The organism is Salinarimonas chemoclinalis, assembly GCF_041514305.1.
Taxonomy (GTDB): domain Bacteria; phylum Pseudomonadota; class Alphaproteobacteria; order Rhizobiales; family Beijerinckiaceae; genus Salinarimonas; species Salinarimonas chemoclinalis.
On sequence record NZ_JBGMWH010000003.1, the window covers coordinates 244018 to 262872 of the forward strand.

At 73.1% G+C, this 18855-nt stretch carries 18 protein-coding genes; 10 read left to right on the top strand and 8 right to left on the bottom strand.

Annotated elements, in window-relative coordinates:
* Positions 1-32: 32 nt before the first annotated feature.
* Positions 33-770, bottom strand: a complete 738-nt coding sequence (trmB, locus tag AB9M23_RS08375) for a tRNA (guanine(46)-N(7))-methyltransferase TrmB (RefSeq protein ID WP_372424220.1) — start codon at positions 768-770, stop codon at positions 33-35.
* A 239-nt stretch (positions 771-1009) separates the two neighbouring features.
* Here trmB and AB9M23_RS08380 point away from each other — a divergent pair, with 239 nt between their 5' ends.
* Complete coding sequence (locus tag AB9M23_RS08380; protein WP_372424067.1) at positions 1010-1384, top strand: hypothetical protein; 375 nt, start codon at positions 1010-1012, stop codon at positions 1382-1384.
* A 24-nt stretch (positions 1385-1408) separates the two neighbouring features.
* On the opposite strand, the gene serA is transcribed toward AB9M23_RS08380, so the two are convergent.
* The 3 genes from serA to AB9M23_RS08395 all read right to left on the bottom strand — a co-directional run bounded on the left by serA (position 1409) and on the right by AB9M23_RS08395 (position 5024).
* Positions 1409-3013, bottom strand: a complete 1605-nt coding sequence (gene serA / locus AB9M23_RS08385; protein WP_372424068.1) for a phosphoglycerate dehydrogenase — start codon at positions 3011-3013, stop codon at positions 1409-1411.
* A 206-nt stretch (positions 3014-3219) separates the two neighbouring features.
* Entirely contained in the window at positions 3220-4392 is a 1173-nt protein-coding gene (locus tag AB9M23_RS08390; RefSeq protein ID WP_372424069.1) for a phosphoserine transaminase, read from the bottom strand.
* A 155-nt stretch (positions 4393-4547) separates the two neighbouring features.
* Positions 4548-5024, bottom strand: a complete 477-nt coding sequence (locus AB9M23_RS08395; RefSeq protein WP_372424070.1) for a MarR family winged helix-turn-helix transcriptional regulator — start codon at positions 5022-5024, stop codon at positions 4548-4550.
* 161 nt (positions 5025-5185) lie between these two features.
* Here AB9M23_RS08395 and AB9M23_RS08400 point away from each other — a divergent pair, with 161 nt between their 5' ends.
* Together AB9M23_RS08400 and AB9M23_RS08405 are read left to right on the top strand one after the other, a co-directional pair.
* Positions 5186-5716, top strand: coding sequence for a cytochrome b (locus tag AB9M23_RS08400; protein WP_372424071.1), 531 nt, complete (start codon positions 5186-5188; stop codon positions 5714-5716).
* A 169-nt stretch (positions 5717-5885) separates the two neighbouring features.
* The gene (locus tag AB9M23_RS08405) at positions 5886-7886 is read left to right on the top strand and encodes a putative bifunctional diguanylate cyclase/phosphodiesterase (protein ID WP_372424072.1); all 2001 of its coding nucleotides are present in this window, start codon (positions 5886-5888) and stop codon (positions 7884-7886) included.
* Between the two features lie 37 nt (positions 7887-7923).
* Here AB9M23_RS08405 and AB9M23_RS08410 read toward each other — a convergent pair whose 3' ends face one another.
* The 3 genes from AB9M23_RS08410 to secB form a co-directional block, all read right to left on the bottom strand.
* Positions 7924-9072, bottom strand: coding sequence for a type III PLP-dependent enzyme (locus AB9M23_RS08410; RefSeq protein ID WP_372424073.1), 1149 nt, complete (start codon positions 9070-9072; stop codon positions 7924-7926).
* Positions 9073-9540: 468 nt separating this feature from the next.
* Positions 9541-10017, bottom strand: coding sequence for a large conductance mechanosensitive channel protein MscL (gene mscL / locus AB9M23_RS08415; RefSeq protein ID WP_372424074.1), 477 nt, complete (start codon positions 10015-10017; stop codon positions 9541-9543).
* A gap of 136 nt (positions 10018-10153) precedes the next feature.
* The gene (gene secB, locus AB9M23_RS08420) at positions 10154-10714 is read right to left on the bottom strand and encodes a protein-export chaperone SecB (protein ID WP_372424075.1); all 561 of its coding nucleotides are present in this window, start codon (positions 10712-10714) and stop codon (positions 10154-10156) included.
* 360 nt (positions 10715-11074) lie between these two features.
* Here secB and AB9M23_RS08425 point away from each other — a divergent pair, with 360 nt between their 5' ends.
* The 6 genes from AB9M23_RS08425 (at position 11075) to AB9M23_RS08450 (ending at position 15847) form a co-directional block, all read left to right on the top strand.
* The gene (locus AB9M23_RS08425; protein WP_372424076.1) at positions 11075-11776 is read left to right on the top strand and encodes a Tim44/TimA family putative adaptor protein; all 702 of its coding nucleotides are present in this window, start codon (positions 11075-11077) and stop codon (positions 11774-11776) included.
* A 101-nt stretch (positions 11777-11877) separates the two neighbouring features.
* Positions 11878-13035 carry a murein transglycosylase A gene (gene mltA, locus AB9M23_RS08430; RefSeq protein ID WP_372424077.1) on the top strand — a complete coding sequence of 386 codons (1158 nt, stop codon included), beginning with the start codon at positions 11878-11880 and terminating at the stop codon, positions 13033-13035.
* Complete coding sequence (locus AB9M23_RS08435; RefSeq protein ID WP_372424078.1) at positions 13032-13664, top strand: Smr/MutS family protein; 633 nt, start codon at positions 13032-13034, stop codon at positions 13662-13664. The genes mltA and AB9M23_RS08435 overlap by 4 nt, the downstream gene beginning before the upstream one ends.
* An 11-nt stretch (positions 13665-13675) precedes the next feature.
* On the top strand, positions 13676-14188 hold the full coding sequence (locus tag AB9M23_RS08440) for a helix-turn-helix domain-containing protein (protein ID WP_372424079.1): 513 nt from the start codon (positions 13676-13678) through the stop codon (positions 14186-14188).
* Between the two features lie 8 nt (positions 14189-14196).
* The gene (locus AB9M23_RS08445; protein ID WP_372424080.1) at positions 14197-15210 is read left to right on the top strand and encodes an adenosine kinase; all 1014 of its coding nucleotides are present in this window, start codon (positions 14197-14199) and stop codon (positions 15208-15210) included.
* A 70-nt stretch (positions 15211-15280) separates the two neighbouring features.
* The gene (locus AB9M23_RS08450; RefSeq protein ID WP_372424081.1) at positions 15281-15847 is read left to right on the top strand and encodes a peroxiredoxin; all 567 of its coding nucleotides are present in this window, start codon (positions 15281-15283) and stop codon (positions 15845-15847) included.
* Here AB9M23_RS08450 and AB9M23_RS08455 read toward each other — a convergent pair.
* The gene (locus tag AB9M23_RS08455; protein WP_372424082.1) at positions 15784-16635 is read right to left on the bottom strand and encodes a class I SAM-dependent methyltransferase; all 852 of its coding nucleotides are present in this window, start codon (positions 16633-16635) and stop codon (positions 15784-15786) included. The genes AB9M23_RS08450 and AB9M23_RS08455 overlap by 64 nt on opposite strands.
* Before the next feature lie 240 nt (positions 16636-16875).
* Here AB9M23_RS08455 and AB9M23_RS08460 point away from each other — a divergent pair, with 240 nt between their 5' ends.
* Positions 16876-18795 carry a DEAD/DEAH box helicase gene (locus AB9M23_RS08460; protein ID WP_372424083.1) on the top strand — a complete coding sequence of 640 codons (1920 nt, stop codon included), beginning with the start codon at positions 16876-16878 and terminating at the stop codon, positions 18793-18795.
* The last annotated feature ends 60 nt before the right edge of the window (positions 18796-18855 follow it).

Consider the following 18855-nt stretch of genomic DNA (forward strand, 5'->3'; position numbering starts at 1 on the left):
ATAGATTGTGGCGGTTTAACGGGACATGAACGTTACCGGCCCGCTCCCGCATCGGCGTCGACGCGCACGAAGCCGAGATAGCTCGGCACCCGGCCCTCGCGGATCGCCTTGGCCTCGTAGCGCGTGCCCGGCCAGCCCGGAAAGGGGGTGCGCCAGTCGTCGGCGGTGCGCGCCGTCCAGGCGAGGCGCGGCTCGGCCGCGGCGCGCACCAGCGTCCAGCCGACGTAGTCGTCGATGTCGCTGGCGAAGCGGAAGGTCCCGCCGGGCTCGAGCACGCGGGCGATCTCGGAAAGCGTGGCCAGCGAGACGAAGCGGCGCTTGCGGTTGCGCCGCTTCGGCCACGGATCGGGATAGAGCAGGTACACGGCCTCGAGCGAGGCGTCGGGCAGCGCCGGCAGGAGGAGCGCCGCATCCTGGTCGAACAGGCGCACGTTGGCGAGGTCGTCCTCGTCGATGGCGGCGAGCATCTTCGCCATGCCGTTGACGAAGGGCTCGACGCCGATGAACCCGGCCGCCCGATCCTCCCGCGCGCGGTGGGCGAGATGCTCGCCGCCGCCGAAGCCGATCTCGAGCACTATCCGCTCCGGGCGATGCGGGAACAGCGCCGCGAGATCGGCGTAGGCCGCGCGGTCGGTCCGCGGGTCGGGCAGGAGCCGCTGCGGCAGCAGCGTCGCGAGCCGCGCCTCCTGGCCCGGGCGCAGGCGCTTGCCCTTGCGTCGCCCGAAGAAGGCGTTCGCCTCGGAGGTGTCCGGCGTCTCGGCGGTGGGCATCTCGCGTGTCATGGTCTCGTCCGGCTCGGCGCCGCGGGTGCGGCGGCGCCGAGCCATATACGGCTCCGCGCCGCGAGAACAGGTCCGCCGACCGGGATGCATGAGACGCAGCCTGCGACCATGCCTGAGCGATCCGAGTTGACGCTGCCGATATTCTATTTTATGTTGTATTAAACTCAATCCGGTGTTCTCGCTCGGCTGGAGCCGAACGCAGGCGGCGGTCGAAGGGAGGGAAGACGATGTCCGGTGAGATTCCGTGGCCGTTTCGGGCGGCCGGCGAGGACGCGCAGAGCGTCACCAGCGCAGGAGGCGACATCGGTCGGTGGGTGAAGGGGCGTGGCACCTACATGGCCAGCCAGACGGGCTCCGTGGTCGAGCTGACCGCCCAGGGCAGCCTGCCGAGCTTCAACATGGAGGCGAAGCTGGTGCAGTCGCAGCTGACGATCTTCCCGCCGGAGTTCGCGTTGCTGTTCTTCCAGCCCGAGGTCCGACTGCCCGCCTTCAAGCCGTTCCAGGTCTCCACCACCTTCGTCGCCGCCGAGGCGATCGCGGAACTCGTCGTCTACGACGCGGACGGCCAGCACCGAGTGCCGGTCCAGGCCGCGCCGAAGTGAGCGCGGCCTGGGCGGCCCTTCGAATCAGAACGCGATCGCCCGCGCCCGCTTGACCTGCGGGATCGCCTCGATGCGCTCCAGCAGCTCGGCGGACGGCTTCTGGTCCACCGAGACGAAGCAGATCGCGTCACCTCCCGGCGCATCGCGGCCGAGCGAGAAGGTGGCGATGTTGACGCCCGCCGCGCCCAGCAGCGAGCCGAAGGCCCCGATGAAGCCCGGCTCGTCGGCGTTGCGCACGTAGATCATGTGCGGCGCGAACTCCGCGTCGACGTCGATGTCGCGGATCTCGACGACGCGTGGCTTTCCGTCGTGGAACACGGTGCCCGACGCGTAGCGCGGCATGTCCTCGGCGTCGATGGTGATGCGCACCAGGCTCTCGTAGTCGCGCTGCGGGTTCTCGCGGGTCATCTCCTCGATCACGATGCCGCGCTCGCGCGCCACGATCGGGGCGGAGACCATGTTGACGTCCTGGAGCATGGGCTTCAACGCGCCGGTCACCGCGGCCGCCGTGAGCGCGCGGGTGTTCATGCCCGCGACCGCGCCCTCGTACTCGATGCGCACGCCCTTGATCGGCGCCTCCGTGAGCTGGCCCAGGAACGAGCCGAGCTTCTCGGCGAGCGCCACGAAGGGCTTGAGGCGCGGCGCCTCCTCCGCCGAGATCGAGGGGAAGTTCACCGCGTTCTCGACGCCCCCCGTGAGCAGGTAGGTCGACATCTGCTCGGCCACCTGCAGCGCCACGTTCTCCTGCGCCTCGGTGGTGGAGGCGCCCAGATGCGGCGTGCAGACCACGTTGGGATGGCCGAAGAGCGGGTTCTCGGTCGCCGGCTCCTGCGCGAACACGTCGAAGGCCGCGCCGGCGACCCGGCCCTCGTCGAGCATATCGCGCAGGGCCGCCTCGTCGACGAGGCCGCCGCGGGCGCAGTTGACGATGCGCACGCCGGGCTTCGTCTTCGCCAGGGCTTCCCGCGAGAGGATGTTGCGGGTGCGGTCGGTGAGCGGCACGTGCAACGTGATCACGTCCGCGCGCGCGAGCAGCTCGTCGAGCTCGACCTTCTCGACGCCGAGCTCGAGCGCCCGCTCCGGCGACAGGAAGGGGTCGTAGGCGACGACCCGCATGCGCAGGCCGATGGCGCGGTCGGCCACGATGGCGCCGATGTTGCCGCAGCCGATGACGCCGAGCGTCTTCGCGGTGATCTCGACGCCCATGAAGCGGTTCTTCTCCCACTTGCCTCCTTGCGTGGACGCGTCGGCCTGCGGGATCTGGCGGGCGAGGGCGAACATCATGGCGATGGCGTGCTCGGCGGTGGTGATGGAATTGCCGAAGGGCGTGTTCATCACGATCACGCCGCGCGCGGTCGCGGCGGGGATGTCGACGTTGTCGACGCCGATGCCGGCGCGGCCGATCACCCGAAGACGCGTCGCGCGCTCGAGCAGCTTGGGCGTCACCTTGGTGGCCGAGCGGATGGCGAGGCCGTCGTAGTCGGCGACGGCCTCGGCCAGCGCCTCCTTGTCCTTCCCGAGCTCGGGACGGAAATCGACGTGAACGCCACGATCCCGAAAGATCTTCACGGCGGCGGGGGAGAGCGCGTCCGAGACGAGGACGCGGGGGGCGGACGAGGACGCGGGCATGGGCGGCGCTCCTTCGGATGGAATGACGGTCGAGATGCGCGTCCGACGGCGGCCCTGTCCTTCCCTGTAGGGGAAGGTGGCGCGCCGCGAAGCGGCGTGACGGATGGGGCGCGCCGAAGGCGCGATCCGCGAAGCGGATGCCGGCGACGGACCCCACCCCTGGTTCGCTGCGCGAACCGTCCCCTCCCCGACGGGGAGGGACGAGATCAGCCGGCGAGGGTGGCCTTCTCCTGCTCGAAGGCCCAGTCGAGCCAGGCGGTGAGCGCCTCGAGGTCTGCGCGCTCGACGGTGGCGCCGCACCAGATGCGAAGCCCGGGGGGCGCGTCGCGATAGGCGCCGATGTCGTAGGCGACGCCCTCGGCGTCGAGCCGCGCGACCATCTTCTTCGCCAGCGCCGCGACGGCGTCCTGGCCCAGCGCGACGATCTCCGGATCGTCGATCATCAGGCACACGGAGGTGTTCGAGGCAGTGGCGGGATCGCGCGCCAGGTTCGCCACCCAGTCGGTGCGCGCCACCCACTCGTGGATGACGCCGGCATTGGCGTCCGCGCGCGCGATCAGGGCGTCGAGCCCGCCGATGGACTCGGCCCATTCGAGCGCGTCGAGATAGTCCTCGACGGCGAGCATGGAGGGCGTGTTGATGGTCTCGCCCGCGAAGATGCCCTCGATCAGCTTGCCGCCCTTGGTCAGGCGGAAGATCTTCGGCAGCGGGCGCGGGGGCTTCCAGCTCTCGAGGCGCGCCACCGCGCGGGGCGAGAGGATCAGCATGCCGTGGGCTGCCTCGCCACCGAGCACCTTCTGCCAGGAGAAGGTGACGACGTCGAGCTTCTCCCAATCGAGGGCTTGCGCGAACGCCGCCGAGGTGGCGTCGCAGATCACGACGCCCTCGCGCGCGGCGGGAATCCAGTCGGCGTTCGGCACGCGCACGCCCGACGTCGTGCCGTTCCAGGTGAAGACCACGTCGCGGTTGGCGGCGTCGACCTGGGCGAGATCGGGCAGGAAGCCGTAGTCCGCCGTGATCACCCGCGCATCGTCCAGCGCGAGCTGCTTGACCGCGTCGGTCACCCAGCCCTCGCCGAAGCTCTCCCAGGCGAGCATGTCGACGCCGCGGGCGCCGAGCATCGTCCACATCGCCATCTCGACGGCACCGGTGTCGGAGGCCGGGACGATGCCGATGCGGTAGTCGTCGGGCACCCGCAGCACGGAGCGGGTGAGGTCGATGGCGCGGGCGAGCTTGGACTTGCCGAGCTTGGCGCGGTGCGAGCGGCCGAGCGCCGCGTTCTCCAGGGCCTGGAGGCTCCAGCCGGGGCGCTTGGCGCAGGGGCCGGACGAGAAGTAGGGCGCGCGCGGGCGCGCCTCGGGGGCGTGGTGACGTGTCATCGCGGTTTCCATCCTTCCAGATGGGCGCCTCTCGGTGGGGAGAGGTGTCCCGCCGACATGTATGCGCCGAGCGCACGGGCGGGGTCAAGCGGGTGTGATCCGTCACCCGAAAGTCACCGAATATTGCGTATCCGGCGCGCCCCGCGCGGCGTCGCTCAGCCCCCGCTCCCGGGATCGCTGAGCCAGGCGCGCCCGGCCCGCTCGACCCGGTCCAGCAGGTCGAACAGGATCTCGGCCTCCTGCTCGGAGAGGTCCGCGGTCAGGACGGCGTTGACCTCCTCGTAGATCTCCCGCAGCGGCCGGAGCGCCTCGCCTCTCGCGTCGAGGTCGACGATCACGGCGCGGCGGTCCTGCGCGTCGGGCCGCCGCACGACGAGCGCGCCCGCGACCATCCGGTCGACGATCCGGGAGGCGGCGGAGGGTTCGTTGCCCGTCAGCTCCGCGATGTCCTTCACGCCGAGCGGCCCGTTCCGCCACAGGCAGGACAGGACCGCCCATTGCGCGAGGCTCAGCCCATGCGGCTCCAGAAGGCGGTTGCAGACCGCCGAGCCCCTGCCCGCCGCCAGATTCAGGGCGCGCCCCAGGGAGCGGGGCGCACTGATGGATTTTGTTGTCGTAGTCATAATTGCCATGTAAGCTAAGGTCGTGTAAGAGGATCATAGCGATCGAATCGCACGCCGAACAGCCGCGAGGCGGATCCAACGGCGAACGGCCGGTGCCCCGCCGGCACCGATGCCGTCCGCTCGCCTCCCGCGGCCGTTCGTCCCGAGTCCGAAAGAGCGGAGAAACGACGATGAAGAGCGACCAGACCGGCTACGGAGCCGTGGCGATCGCGATCCACTGGGCGAGCGCCTTCCTGATCCTCGTCCTGATCGCGAGCGGCTTCGCGTCGGGATTCGCGCAGGATGCCGCCACGAAGGTGGCGGCCCTGCGGATCCACCTGCCCGCCGCGCTCCTGGTCCTGGCGATCACCGTGGTGCGCCTCGCCTGGTGGTGGCGGCTCGATCGCAAGCCGCCGCCGATCGGCGGCCTGCCGGCCTGGCAGGAGACGGCCGCGCGATGGACGCATCGCACGCTCTACGTCGCGATCGTCGCGCTCCTGGTCAGCGGGATCGCGATGGCGGCGCTCTCCGGGCTGCCCGTCGCGGTGTTCGGCGCGGCGCCGCTCCCGGACCTCGCCGCGCTTCCGCCGCGGGCGGGGCATGGTCTCGCGGCGCGGCTGATCCTGGCGGCGATCACCCTGCACGTCGCTGCCGCGCTCTACCACCATTGGGTCCTGCGGGACGCGACGCTCCGCCGGATCTGGCGCCGCCCCGCCGCCTGATCCGGCGCCGCGTCGCGCCGCCGGCGACACCCGCCGTGCGCCCGCCCTCGACGCGGGCGCGTGCTTCCGCGGTGTGAATTCACCTTTGATAAAGATCAGTCGGACATCCTACGAACTGTGCCACTACGAAACGGTCGCAACGGGCGCTGCACGGTACGGGGAGTTGCTGATGAAAGCGCGTCGCGAGCGGCATGCGGAGAGGGTCGACGGCGCCGCGATCCGGGCGGTCGTCGAGGGGTTCTTCGAGGAGAGAGGGCGAGAGGCCGTCGAGGGGACCGACGACGCCGCGCCAGCGGCGACGGGCGACGGCATCGCCGCCCCGCCGCCGCTCTGCGCACGAGATGCGATGATGGCGGAGCTCGCGGAGGAGGTGCGCCGGCGCACCGCGGCCGAGACGCTGCTGCGCGAGGTGATCGACGCGGTGCCCGCGGGCATCGCCGCCTTCGATCCGCAGGATCGGCTCGTCCTGTCCAACCGCGCCTTCCGGCGCCTGCTCGGGCTCGGATCGGCTTCGGCGATCGAAGGGCTCGACTTCCGCGAGGTGGTGATGCGGGCGGCGGCGCGGGGGCGCTTCGTCGGCGTCGGATCGACCCCCGAGGCGTTCGAGGCCTGGCTCGACGGCGTGATGCGCGAGCGCGTCCGCCCCGGCAGGCGCCGGCTGCGGCGGCTCGCGGACGGGCGCTGGCTGCAGATCCGCGAGCGCCGCTCGCCGAGCGGCCACCGAGTCAGCGTCGGCGCGGACGTCACGGCGCTCAAGCGCGCCGAGATCGCCGTGCGCGAGCGCGCGGAGCGCGACCCCTTGACCGGGCTACTCGACCGTGCCGCCTTCGGCGAGCGGCTCGAGCGCCTCGTCGGGCCGGGACGGCGCGCCCGCCCGGGGGCGCTCGCGATCCTCGACCTCGACGGCTTCAAGGGCGTGAACGACGCCTTCGGCCACGACGTGGGCGACGCGCTCCTGCGCGAGATCGGGCATCGGCTCGCCGCGGCGCTGCGGCCGGCGGACGTCGCCGCGCGGCTCGGCGGCGACGAGTTCGCGATCCTGATGCCGGGCATCGGCTCGCGGGCGGCGCTCGAGCGGCTCGTCGCGCGGGTGCTGGAGCGGCTCGGCCGGCCGGTGGAGACGCCCGGGCGCACGCTGTTCCCGCGCGCGAGCGTCGGCTGCGCCTTCTTCCCCGAGCACGGCGCGGACGCGCGGGCGCTGCTCAAGGCCGCCGACCTCGCCCTCTACGACGTCAAGGCGCAGCGCCGGGCCGGCGCGCCGCGGGCGGAGGCGCCGGGCGGCACCGCACGGGTCTACGCGCCGGCGCTGGGGGAGCGCGAGGCGCGCCGCCAGGGCCTCGTCACGGGCCTGCGCGAGGCCCTCGCCGCGGACGAGATCGGCGTCGCGCTCCAGCCGCAGGTGTCCCTCGCCGACGGGGTCCACACGGGCTTCGAGGCCCTGGCCCGCTGGCGTCGGGCCGGCGCCTTCGTGCCGCCGGGCCTGTTCGTGCCGGTGGCGGAGGACGCCAACCTGATCGGCGCGGTCGGTGCCGCCGTGCTCCACAAGGCGCTCGCGGCGACGCGCGCGCTCGTCGACGCGGGGCTCGAGCCGGGGCGCATCGCGGTCAACGTCGCGGCCGCGCAGCTGCGCGACGCCGGGTTCGTCGACCTCGTCTCGGGCGTGCTCGCCGGCCACGGCCTCCCGGCGAGCCGGCTCGAGGTCGAAATCACCGAGACGGTGCTGCTCGATCGCGACGCCGGCATCATCGTCGCGACGCTGGAGCGGCTGCGCGGCATGGGCGTGGCCATCGCGCTCGACGATTTCGGGACGGGCTACGCCTCGCTCGCCCATCTCAAGCGCTTCCCCGTCGATCGCCTGAAGATCGACCGCAGCTTCGTCGAGGGCATCGACGGCGACGCGGGCGCGCGCGCCCTCGTGTCGGGCATCGTGGGCCTCGCCCACGGCCTCTCGCTCGGCGTCGTCGCGGAGGGCATCGAGACGCCGCGGCAGCGCGCGATCCTCGAGGGCATGGGCTGCGACGTCGGCCAGGGCTATCTCTTCGCCGTGCCCCTCGCACCGGAGGACGTCGCGGGGTACCTGGGCCGACACGCGCGCACGCTCCGTCGACCGGACGCCGACGGAGCGACGCGCGGGCCGGAGCGTCGGCGGGCGAGCCCGCCGCTCGCCTGAGAGCCGCCGGCACCGCGTGCCCGGCGCCGGCGTCTCCTCAGATGACGTAGCTCTTGAGCGGGGGGAACCCGTTGAAGGCCACGGCGGCGTAGGTGGTCGTGTAGGCCCCCGTGCCCTCGATCAGCACCTTGTCGCCGACGGAGAGCGACACGGGCAGCGGGTAGGGGGTCTTCTCGTACATCACGTCGGCCGAATCGCAGGTCGGCCCGGCGAGCACGCAGGGCGCGACCGCGTCCGCGTCCCGGTCCGTGCGGATCGGGTAGCGAATCGACTCGTCCATCGTCTCGGCGAGGCCGCCGAACTTGCCGATGTCGAGGTAGACCCAGCGGATCTCGTCCTGCGAGCGGCTCTTGCGCGACACCAGCACCACCTCCGCCTCGATCACGCCGGCGTTGCCGACCATGCCGCGGCCCGGCTCGATGATCGTCGCCGGGATGCGGTTGCCGAAGTGGCGCGACAGGGCCTCGAAGATGGACTGGCCGTAGGCCTCCACCGCCGGGATGTCCTTGAGGTACTTCGTCGGGAAGCCGCCGCCGAGGTTGACCATCGACAGGTGGATGCCCTTGTCCGCCAGGGCGCGGAAGATCGCGGCGGCGGAGCCGAGCGCCTGGTCCCAGGCCCCGGTGTTGCCCTGCTGCGAGCCGACGTGGAAGGACACGCCGTAGGCCTCGAGCCCGACGCGATGGGCGTGCTCCAGCACCTCCACCGCCATCTCCGGCTCGCAGCCGAACTTGCGCGAGAGCGGCCACTCGGCGCCGGCGCCATCGCATAGGATGCGGCAGAACACCTGCACGTCCTCGGCGCCGGTGGCGGCCTTGGCGCGGGCGATCTTCTCGACTTCGTCCTCGCAGTCGACCGCGAACAGGCGCACGCCGAGCTCGAGGGCGCGCACGACGTCGCGCTCCTTCTTGATCGTGTTGCCGAAGGAGATGCGGTCGGGCGTCGCGCCGGCACCGAGCGCCAGCTCGATCTCGACGACGGAGGCCGTGTCGAAGCACGAGCCGAGGTCGGCCAGGAGCGCCAGCAGCGCGGGCTCCGGGTTCGCCTTCACGGCGTAGAACACGCGCGTGTCGGGCAGGGCGCGGGCGAACTTGGAATAGTTGTCGCGCACGACCTCGAGGTCGACGACGAGGCAGGGCCCGTCCTCGCGGCGGCGGCGCAGGAACTCACGGATGCGCTCGGTCATGGCGCTCTCCCCCATAGGCTCGCGGGCGGCCGTTGCGTGCGGCCACCGATTGAACACGATCGCGACCTCGCCCGAGGTCGCGCAAGCTCGATGGGACGCCGCTTCGACGGGCGAGCGCGCTTTGGAGACGCGAACGCGCGAACGACGGAGCGACCCGACGTGCTGCCATGGATTGGAGCGGGATGACCCGTCCGCACGCCCGGCAATGATGAGACAAGCCTCTTCGGTGACCGACCTTTGGAGGGCCGATCGAGACCAAAAAAGCCCGTGTCGTCGTTGCTTTAAGTCGCGTTCCCCGCTGAGGGCGGAGTGCGCCGGTTTCGCCTCCGGCTGCCGGTCAGGGGTGTCGAGGGAAGTCTCCCTCGGGCGGCTGTCCGGTCTCTTGCCCGGATGCCCACCGACCGGCACGCGACCACAGGCACGTGCGAAATTGGGCAAGGGCGTACGTAATGCCGATTCCCTTCGGGATCAATGGCTTTCTGGCGTGGTTCGCGAAATTTTCTCGCGGCCGTCGGCGAGGATGTCCCGGATCTCGGCGAGAAGCTTCACGTCGGCCGGAAGCGCGGGCTCCGCGGGCGTCTCCGGCGGGGCGGCGACCTCCGCCTCCTGGCGCGCGCGCAGGCGGTTGACGGCGCGGATCACGAAGAACAGCACCCAGGCGACGATGAGGAAGTTGATCGTCGCGGTGATGAAGGCGCCGTAGGCCAGAACCGCGCCCTGCTCGCGCGCCGCGGCCAGCGACGTCGCCGTGACCTCCGACGAGAGCGCGACGAAGTAGTTCGAGAAGTCGAGCCCGCCGGTGACGACGCCGATGAGCGGCGTGAACACGTCCTCGACGAGCGAGGAGACGATCCGCGAGAAGGCGGCGCCGATGATGACGCCCACCGCCAGATCCACCACGTTGCCCTTGAGCGCGAAGGTCCTGAACTCGTCGATGATCGCCATGGCCGGCTCCCCCGTTCCCCTGTTTGATCCGCCACAGGGTTACGCGGGAAGGCCACGCTTCGTAAAGCGGCAAGACGTGCGAACGCCCCCGGACGGGGCGCGTCCGGGGGCGTTCGGGCGATGCGGCCGGGCGCGGTCAGGCCGTCTGCGGACCCTCGCCGCCGGGCGCGCCACCCGGCGCGGCGCCGCCGGACGCGGCCGCCTGCGCCTGCTGGGCGACGGCGGCGCGCTGGCGGTAGAGCGCGACGAAGTCGATCGGGTCGATGTAGAGCGGCGGGAAGCCGCCGTTGCGCACCGCGTCCGCCACGATCTGGCGGGCGAAGGGGAAGAGCAGGCGCGGGCACTCGATCATCACGACCGGGTGGAGCTGCTCCTTGGGGACGTTGAGCACCCGGAAGACGCCGGCGTAGTTCAGCTCGAACTTGAACATCACCAGGTCGTCGGTCTTGGCGTCACCGTCGAGCTTGAGCTCGACCTCGTAGTCCGTCTCGCTCATCTGCTTGGCGTTGACGTTGACCTGGATGCCGATCTTCGGCTGGGCCTGCTGCGGCGCCAGCGAGCGGGGCGCGGTCGGGTTCTCGAAGGAGAAGTCCTTGGTGTACTGCGCGAGCGCGTTGAGGGAGGGCGCGGCGCTCGCGCCCCCGCCGTTCGGGGCGCCGCCGTTCTGGGCGCCGTTGGTCGCCGGGGTGTCGGCCATCGGGAAATCTCCGAATTCCTGCGTGAGCGCCCGGCCGGGCGCGGAAAGGCGGGCGGGAGCCCCCGCCGGCCTCGATGGCAGGCGCGCTAGCACGCTTCGCGCGAGGGAACAAGCGTGGGGCGAGCGCCCGGGCCCCCGCGCCCGACCGTCGACGCGTGCCGCCGGTCCGCGATGCTCGCGGCGCGGGCCGACCGTCGACGCGGAAAAAAGCCGCGATCGCACGCTCCTTGTCGCGACGATGGGTGGATGTTACGACGCTCGTTGCCCATATGCGAACGAGGGCGCGGTGCGGCGGGACGATCGTCGCCGCCGCGCCCGCGACCGAAGCCCGCTTCCCGGGAACTCCAGGCCGGACCGACGATGCAAGAGTCATTCGACCTCACGACGCTCATCTTCCTCGCACTCGCCGTCTTCGTGATCTGGCGCCTGCGCTCCGTGCTCGGCACCAAGACCGGGAACGAGAAGCCGCCGCAGGATCCGTTCCGGCGCGAGGCGTCGGGCCCCCGCGGCGGGCGTCCCGGCGGCGACAACGTGGTGCGCCTGCCCAACGGCGCGGCCGGCGCCCCCGCCTCCCCGGACCGCTGGAAGAGTATCTCCGCGCCCGGCGCCGAGGTGACCGCCGGCCTCGACGAGATCGCCCGGCAGGAGCCCGCCTTCAACGGCCGGGAGTTCCTCGAGGGCGCAAAGATGGCCTACGAGATGATCGTCACGGCCTTCGCCGCGGGCGACCGCAAGACGCTCAAGGATCTCCTGTCGAAGGAGGTCTACGAAGGCTTCGAGGCGGCGATCACCGACCGCGAGACCCGCGGGGAGAAGGCCGAGACCACGTTCGTCGCCATCGACAAGGCCGAGGTGACCGCCGCCGAGGTGAAGGGCAAGACCGCGCAGATCACGGTGCGCATCGTCTCCGAGCTGATCTCGGTGACGCGCTCCGCCGCGGGCGACGTCGTCGAGGGCTCCGCCGACCAGGTCGTCGACGTCACGGACGTGTGGACCTTCGCCCGCCAGCTCGGCGCGCGCGACCCGAACTGGCACCTCGTCGCGACCGAAGCGGGGCAATGAGGGGAGCGCCGCGTGCAGTCTTCCCCGCACTCTTCCCCGCACTCTTCCCGGCACCTCTCCCAGCGCTCCTCCTAGCACTCCTGCTCGCCCTCGGTGCCGCCATGGCGCTCGGCCCACATCCCGCAGGCGCCCGCGCCGCCGCGTCGGACATCGGCGGCGCCCGGCTCGAGCCCGTCGCCTACGGGGACCTCCCCGGCTGGGCGGACGACGACCACGCCGCCGCGCTCGCCGCCTTGCGCGTCTCCTGCGGCCCGATCCTGGACGGCCGCGCCGCCCTGAGGCCGGCGGCCGCGGCGGGGGTCGACCTCCTCGCCGCCTGCCGTGCGGCGCTCGCCGTCCCGCCCGCCGACGCCCGCGCCTTCTTCGAGCGCGCCTTCGTCCCACACCGGGTGATCCCGGCCTCGGGCCGCGGCTTCCTCACCGGCTACTACGAGCCCGAACTCGCGGGCTCGCTCGTGCGCACGCCCCGCTTCGCGACGCCGCTGCGGGCGCGGCCGGTCGACCTCGTGACCCTCGCCGAGGGCGAGACGCGCCCGGGCGTCGACCCCGCCCTGCGCGCCGCGCTGAAGGACGACACCGGCGGCTTCCGGCCCGTGCCGACGCGCGCCGGGATCGAGGAGGGCGCACTCGACGACGCCGCGCCGCCGATCGTCTGGCTGGAGGAGCCCGGCGAGGCCTTCATCGTGCACGTTCAGGGCTCGGCGCGCATCCTCCTGGAGGACGGCCGGGTGCTGCGGGTCGGCTATGCCGGGCGCAACGGGCATCCCTATACCTCGATCGGGCGGCTCCTGGTGGAGCGCGGCGCGATCGACCGCGACGCCATGAGCCTCGAGCGCCTGCTCGGCTGGCTGCGCGAGAACCCCGACGCCGCCCGCGCGCTGATGCGCGAGAACGCCTCCTACATCTTCTTCGCGATCCTGTCCGATCACGACCCGTCCCTCGGCCCGATCGGCGGCGCCGGCGTGCCGCTGACGCCGGGGCGCTCGCTGGCGGTGGATCGCGGGCTGTGGCCCTACGGCCTGCCGTTCTGGCTCTCCGGCGCGCTGCCGGACGCGGACGGGGTCGAGCGTCCGCTGGCCCGGCTGATGGTGGCGCAGGACACGGGCTCGGCCATCCTCGGCCCGGCACGGGGCGACTGGTTCGTCGGCTCGGGCGCGCGGGCGGGGACGCGCGCGGGGCTGATCCGGCACGCGACGGACTTCGTCGTCCTGCTGCCGCGCCCCGCGACGGAGCGTCCCGGTGGGGAGGCCCCGCGATGACCTCGCGGCGCCGGCGCGAGCTGACGGAGGAGGAGCGGCTCCTGTGGCGCCACGTGGTGCGCCACGTCGAGCCGCTGCCCGGCAAGGCGGTCCCGCCGGAACCCGCTCCGCCGCCGACGGTGCCCGAGACCGCCACCGCCGCGCCACCGAAGGTCGCCCGAGCGAGATCCGCCCCGCCGCGGCCGCCCGGCGTCCCGCCGAAGCCCCACGCCCCGACCGCGGCGCCCTATCGCCCGACGCCGCCGCCCCCGCCGCCGATCCCCCCGCTCGCGAAGCTCGCCCGCAAGGAGCGCACGGCGCTCTCCCGGCGCTCGCGCCGCCCCGACGCGACGCTCGACCTGCACGGCATGCGCCAGGGCGAGGCGCATCTCGCGCTCCACGGCTTCCTGCACCGGGCCGCCGCGCAGGGCCACGCCATCGTGCTCGTGATCACCGGCAAGGGCGCGCCCGGGCGCGACGTGGGTTCCGCCGCGCTCTTCGAGGAACGCGGCGTGCTGCGCCGGCTCGTGCCGCATTGGCTCGCCGAGCCCGGAATTCGCGGCCTCGTCCTGGGGTTCGAGCCCGCGGCGCACCATCACGGCGGGGAGGGCGCGCTCTACGTGCGGCTCCGCCGCCGCGACGGGCGCTGAGGGAGGCGCCCGTGGCGCGCCGCTCCCGCGATCCGCAGGCCGACGCCCGCGCGCTCACCCCCTTCGGCCGGCGGGTGCGCCGGCTGCGCGCCGCGCGCGGGCTCCAGCTCAAGGACATGGCGGCGCATCTGGGCGTTTCCAGCGCCTATCTCTCGGCGCTCGAGCGCGGCGAGCGGGGGCGCCCGACCTTCACGCTCGTCCAGGGGACGATCCATTACTTCGGCGTGATCTGGGACGAGGCGGACGAGCTCCAGCGCCTCGCCGAACTCTCCGACCCCGCCCCGCGCATTCCCGCCGCGGGCGCCGGGCCGGACGCGATGCTGCTGGCCAACCGCCTCGCGCGGGAGATCGGCGCGCTCGACGCGGACCGGGTCGCGGCCATGCTCGCGATCCTGGATGGCATTCCTGCAACGCTCGATGCGGCGGTGGAACTTGACGGGCCGGTCGCGAGCGGGTCTAACCCTGCGCGGTCCCGCTCCCCCGACCGGCTCCGCGCCCCGTCGCCCGACGAAGACAGCAACTGAGGATATCCATGCCCGAGCTCGACGTCCTGACCCTCGGCAACGCCATCGTCGACGTGATCGCCCACACCGACGACGCCTTCCTGGTCTCCGAGAAGCTGCACAAGGGCTCGATGAACCTCATCGACGAGGCCCGCGCCGAGGATCTCTACGCCCGCATGGGCCAGGCCGCGATCATCTCCGGGGGCTCGGGCGCGAACACGGCGGTGGGCGCCGCCTCGCTCGGCGCACGCGCGGGCTTCATCGGCAAGGTGCGAGAGGACGAGCTCGGCCGCATCTACCGCCACGACATGAACGCCACCGGCGTGCGCTTCGAGACCGCCTACGCCGCCCCCGAGGGGCCGGCCACGGCGCGCTCCTTCATTCTCGTGACGCCGGACGGCGAGCGGACGATGAACACCTACCTCGGCGCCTGCCAGAACCTGACGCCCGACGACATCGACGCGGCGACGGTGAAGGGCGCGGCGATCACCTACCTCGAGGGCTACCTGTGGGATCCGCCGGCGGCGAAGCAGGCCTTCCGCAAGGCGGTGGAGATCGCCCACGGCGCCGGCAACAAGGTGGCGCTGACGCTCTCGGATTCCTTCTGCGTCGACCGCTACCGCGCCGAGTTCCTCGACCTCGCCCGCACCGGCGCGCTCGACATCCTGTTCGCCAACATCCACGAGCTCAAGGCGCTCTACGAGACCGCCGACGAGGACACCGCCGTCGCCGCCCTGCGCGAGGAGGGCCACCCCGACCGCGACTTCCTGGCCGTGGTGACGCGCTCCGAGCGCGGCTCGCTGATCGTGAGCCGGGCGGGCACGCGCGCCGTCGAAGCCTACCCGCCCGAGAGCATCGTCGACCTCACCGGCGCCGGCGACCTCTTCGCCGGCGGCTTCCTCGCGGGCCTCACCCGCGGCCTCGACCACGTCGCCAGCGCCCGCCTCGGCGCCATGGCCGCGGCCGAGGTGATCTCCCACATCGGCGCGCGCCCGCAGCGCAGCCTGAGGGAGATGGCCGAGGCGGAGGGGCTGCTCGGGTGACGGGCACCGGCGTCTCGCGGACGCCACGCAGGCCGCCTGGCTCTCGGGACACCGGCAGAGGATCGATCGCATGAGCATCCCCACCCCACCACCCGTCGACTGGTCGGCCCTCCCGGTGCCGGAGGACGACGGCGCCGCCGCGCATCTCGTCGGGATGCGCCTGCCGGACGTGGCGCTCGTCTCGACCGCGGGCGGGCGCGTGCTGCTTTCGGGACTCGCGGGGGTGGCCGTGATCTACGTCTACCCGATGACGGCCGAGCCCGGAGTCGCGCTGCCGGAGGGCTGGGACGGGATCCCCGGCGCCAAGGGCTGCACGCCGCAGAGCTGCGCCTTCCGCGACCATTTCGCGGACCTGCGCGAGGCCGGCGCCGACGCCGTCTTCGGGATCTCGACGCAGGCGCCACAGGCGCAGGCGGAAGCGGCGAGCCGACTGCACCTTCCCTTTCCGTTGCTCTCCGACGCCGATCTCGCGCTGGCCGAGGCGTTGCGGCTTCCCACCTTCGAGGGGATGGGGCGCACGCTGCACAAGCGCGTCACGCTGATCGCGCGCGATGGCACCATCGAGACGGTGCTCTACCCGGTCTTCCCGCCCGACCGGAACGCCGCGGACGTGCTGGCGCGGCTGCGGGGGAGCTGAACCGCGGCCCCGACCGCATCCGAACTGCCGACGCGCGTCGAGCCCGCGGCCCGCCGCGTCGCCGCCCCGTTCGCCTGCGGCACCAGCACGGGGATGAAGCGCGTGCCGCGCCTCGTCTGGCGGACCATCAGCGGGCGGTGGAGCTGCTTCGTGGCCTCCACGACGTGGACTCCGGCGAAGGGGAGGGACAGGCGCGTGCCGAGCCGCTCCCAGGCTCCGGCGGAGCCGCGCAGCACGCGGGAGGGCAGCGGCGGGACGTAGAGCGTCTCCGTCCAGGTCTCGGGGGTGAACAGCGTGCGGCGCATCAGGGCCTTGAGCTGCCCGCGCGAGTAGGGCTGTCCGTAACCGAAGGGGGTGACGTCCATGCGCGCCCACAACCCGCCGCGGTTGGGCACGACGACGGCGAGCCGCCCGCCCGGCGCGAGCACCCGCCAGACCTCGTAGAACAGCTCGTCGGGATCCTCCGACGTCTCCAGCGCATGGACGAGGAGCACCCGGTCGATGCAGCCGTCGGGCAGCGGCAGCATCAGGCTGTCGGCGAGGCAGGCGGCGGAGCGCGCGTCCGCCGGCCAGGGCTCGACGCCCTGCGCCGCCGGCATGAAGGCGAGGACGCGCTCGGCACGCCCCCGGGCGGCGTGGAGGAAGGGGCCGGGATAGCCGAGCCCCATCACCCGCGCGCCGCCGACCGGCGCCAGGAAATCGTCGAGCGCGCGCCCGACGAAGCGCCGCGCGGTCTCGCCCAGCGGGCTCTCGTAGAATGCGCGCAACGCGACGACGTCGAGGGTCATGGCCCGGCGCTCTCCTCCCGTGCCAGCAATGACGCGCCGGCGCGCGATGCGCAACCCGCAGGGCCGCCCGGCGCGCAACGCGCTCGCAATTCGTCGCGCGATGGCTTATGTGGGTCCCGAACGCCCGGCCCGCGTGCCGCAGCGCCCCCTCCCGCCAGTCCAGCACCGACGGACCAGAACCGAAACCGGGGATGCCCGGATCGGCCCGGCGGGGACCTCTTTTCGACGGTACCGACCGCAATGCCCTTTCCCGCGACCCACCCCCTCCTCGCCGAGGCGCTGTCCGCGCGCGGCTACGCCGAGCCGACGCCGGTCCAGGCGGCCGTGCTGGCGCCCGGCCACGAGGGGCGCGACCTCCTCGTCTCCGCCCAGACCGGCTCCGGCAAGACGGTCGCCTTCGGGCTCGCGCTCGCCGAGACGCTGATCGGCGCCGCTCCCATCCTCGTCCCCTCCCTGGCCCCGCGCGCGCTCGTCGTCGCGCCGACCCGCGAGCTGGCGCTGCAGGTCGAGCGCGAGCTCGCCTGGCTGTGGGAGCGCACCGGCGCACGCCTCGTCTCCTGTGTCGGCGGGATGGACCCGCGCCGCGAGCGCCGGGCCCTCGAGGTGGGCGCCGACATCGTCGTGGGCACGCCCGGGCGCCTGCGCGACCACATCGAGCGCGGGGCGCTCGACCTCTCGGCGCTCGAGGTGGCCGTGCTCGACGAGGCCGACGAGATGCTCGATCTCGGCTTTCGCGAGGACCTGACCTTCATCCTGAACGAGGCCCCGGCGACGCGCCGCACGCTGCTGTTCTCCGCGACCATCCCGCCGCAGATCGCCGCGCTGGCGCGCGATCACCAGACCGACGCGATGCGCATCGACACGGTCGGGCGCAACGCGCCCCACGCCGACATCGCCTATCGCGCGGTCCGCGTCGCGCCGCGCGAGGTCGAGCACGCCGTCGTCAACGTGCTGCGCCAGGTCGAGGCGCGGGCGGCGATGGTGTTCTGCGCCACCCGCGAGCAGGTGCGCCATCTCCATGCGAGCCTTCTCGAGCGCGGGTTCTCGGCGGTGGCACTGTCGGGCGAGCTGTCGCAGGCGGAGCGCACCACCGCGCTCCAGTCCCTGCGCGACGGGCGCGCGCGGGTGTGCGTGGCGACCGACGTCGCCGCGCGCGGCATCGACCTGCCGCATCTCGACCTCGTCGTCCACGCCGACCTGCCGAACGACCGCGAGGCCCTGCTCCACCGCTCCGGCCGCACCGGCCGCGCGGGGCGCAAGGGCGTGTGCGCGCTGATCGTGCCGGTGAACCGCCGCCGCAAGGCCGAATCGCTGATCCAGGCGGCGCGCATCGACGTGGAGTGGTCCGGCCCGCCGACGATCGAGGAGATCCGCGCCGCCGACGAGGCGCGCTTCCTCGCCGACCCAGTGCTCGGCGAGGCGCCCGGCGAGGACGAGATCGAGACCGCCCGCCGGCTCGTCGAGACCCGCTCCCCCGAGGAGATCGCCGCCGCGCTCGTGCGCCTGTGGCGCGCCCGCCTGCCGGCGCCCGAGGACGTCTCCGATCCCGGCGAACGGCCGCAGCGCCGCACCCGCGAGGAGCGGGAGACGTTCGCCGCGCGCGAGAAGACGCCGTTCGAGGGCCGCGGCGGCCGGGAGCCTCGGGAGCCGCGCGAGCGCCTGCCGATGGCCTGGTTCACGCTTTCCGTGGGGCGGCGCCAGAACGCCGACCCGAAATGGCTGCTTCCGCTGATCTGCCGCATCGGCAACGTCGAGCGCGGGGTCGTCGGCCCGATCCGCATCTTCCCCGAGGAGACGCGCTTCGGCATCGTCGTCGACGCCGCCGAGCGCTTCGCCCAGGCGGCCGAGCGCCCGAACGACGAGAACGTGCGCGTCGCGCGCGCCGACGGCGAGCCGGGGCCGCAGCCCGGCTTCGGCAAGCCCGCCTTCGGCAAGCCAGGGCCCGGCAAGGGCGGTTTCGGGAAGACCGGTCCCGCGAGGTCGGGAAAGGGCCCCTTCGAGAAGCCTTCGTTCGGCAAGGGGGGATTCGACAAGGGGGGATTCGACAAGGGCGGCCCGCGCGGCAAGCCCGCGCCGCGGGGCGAGGCGCCCCCGCGCCGGGACGACGCGCGCCGCGGCCCCGCCGAGGGTGCGCCGCGCCGGCGCCACGGCGAGCGCTGACGGGCTCGACGGGGCGCCAACCCCGTCCTAGCTCTCCGGAGGGAGACCTCGGGAGGACGC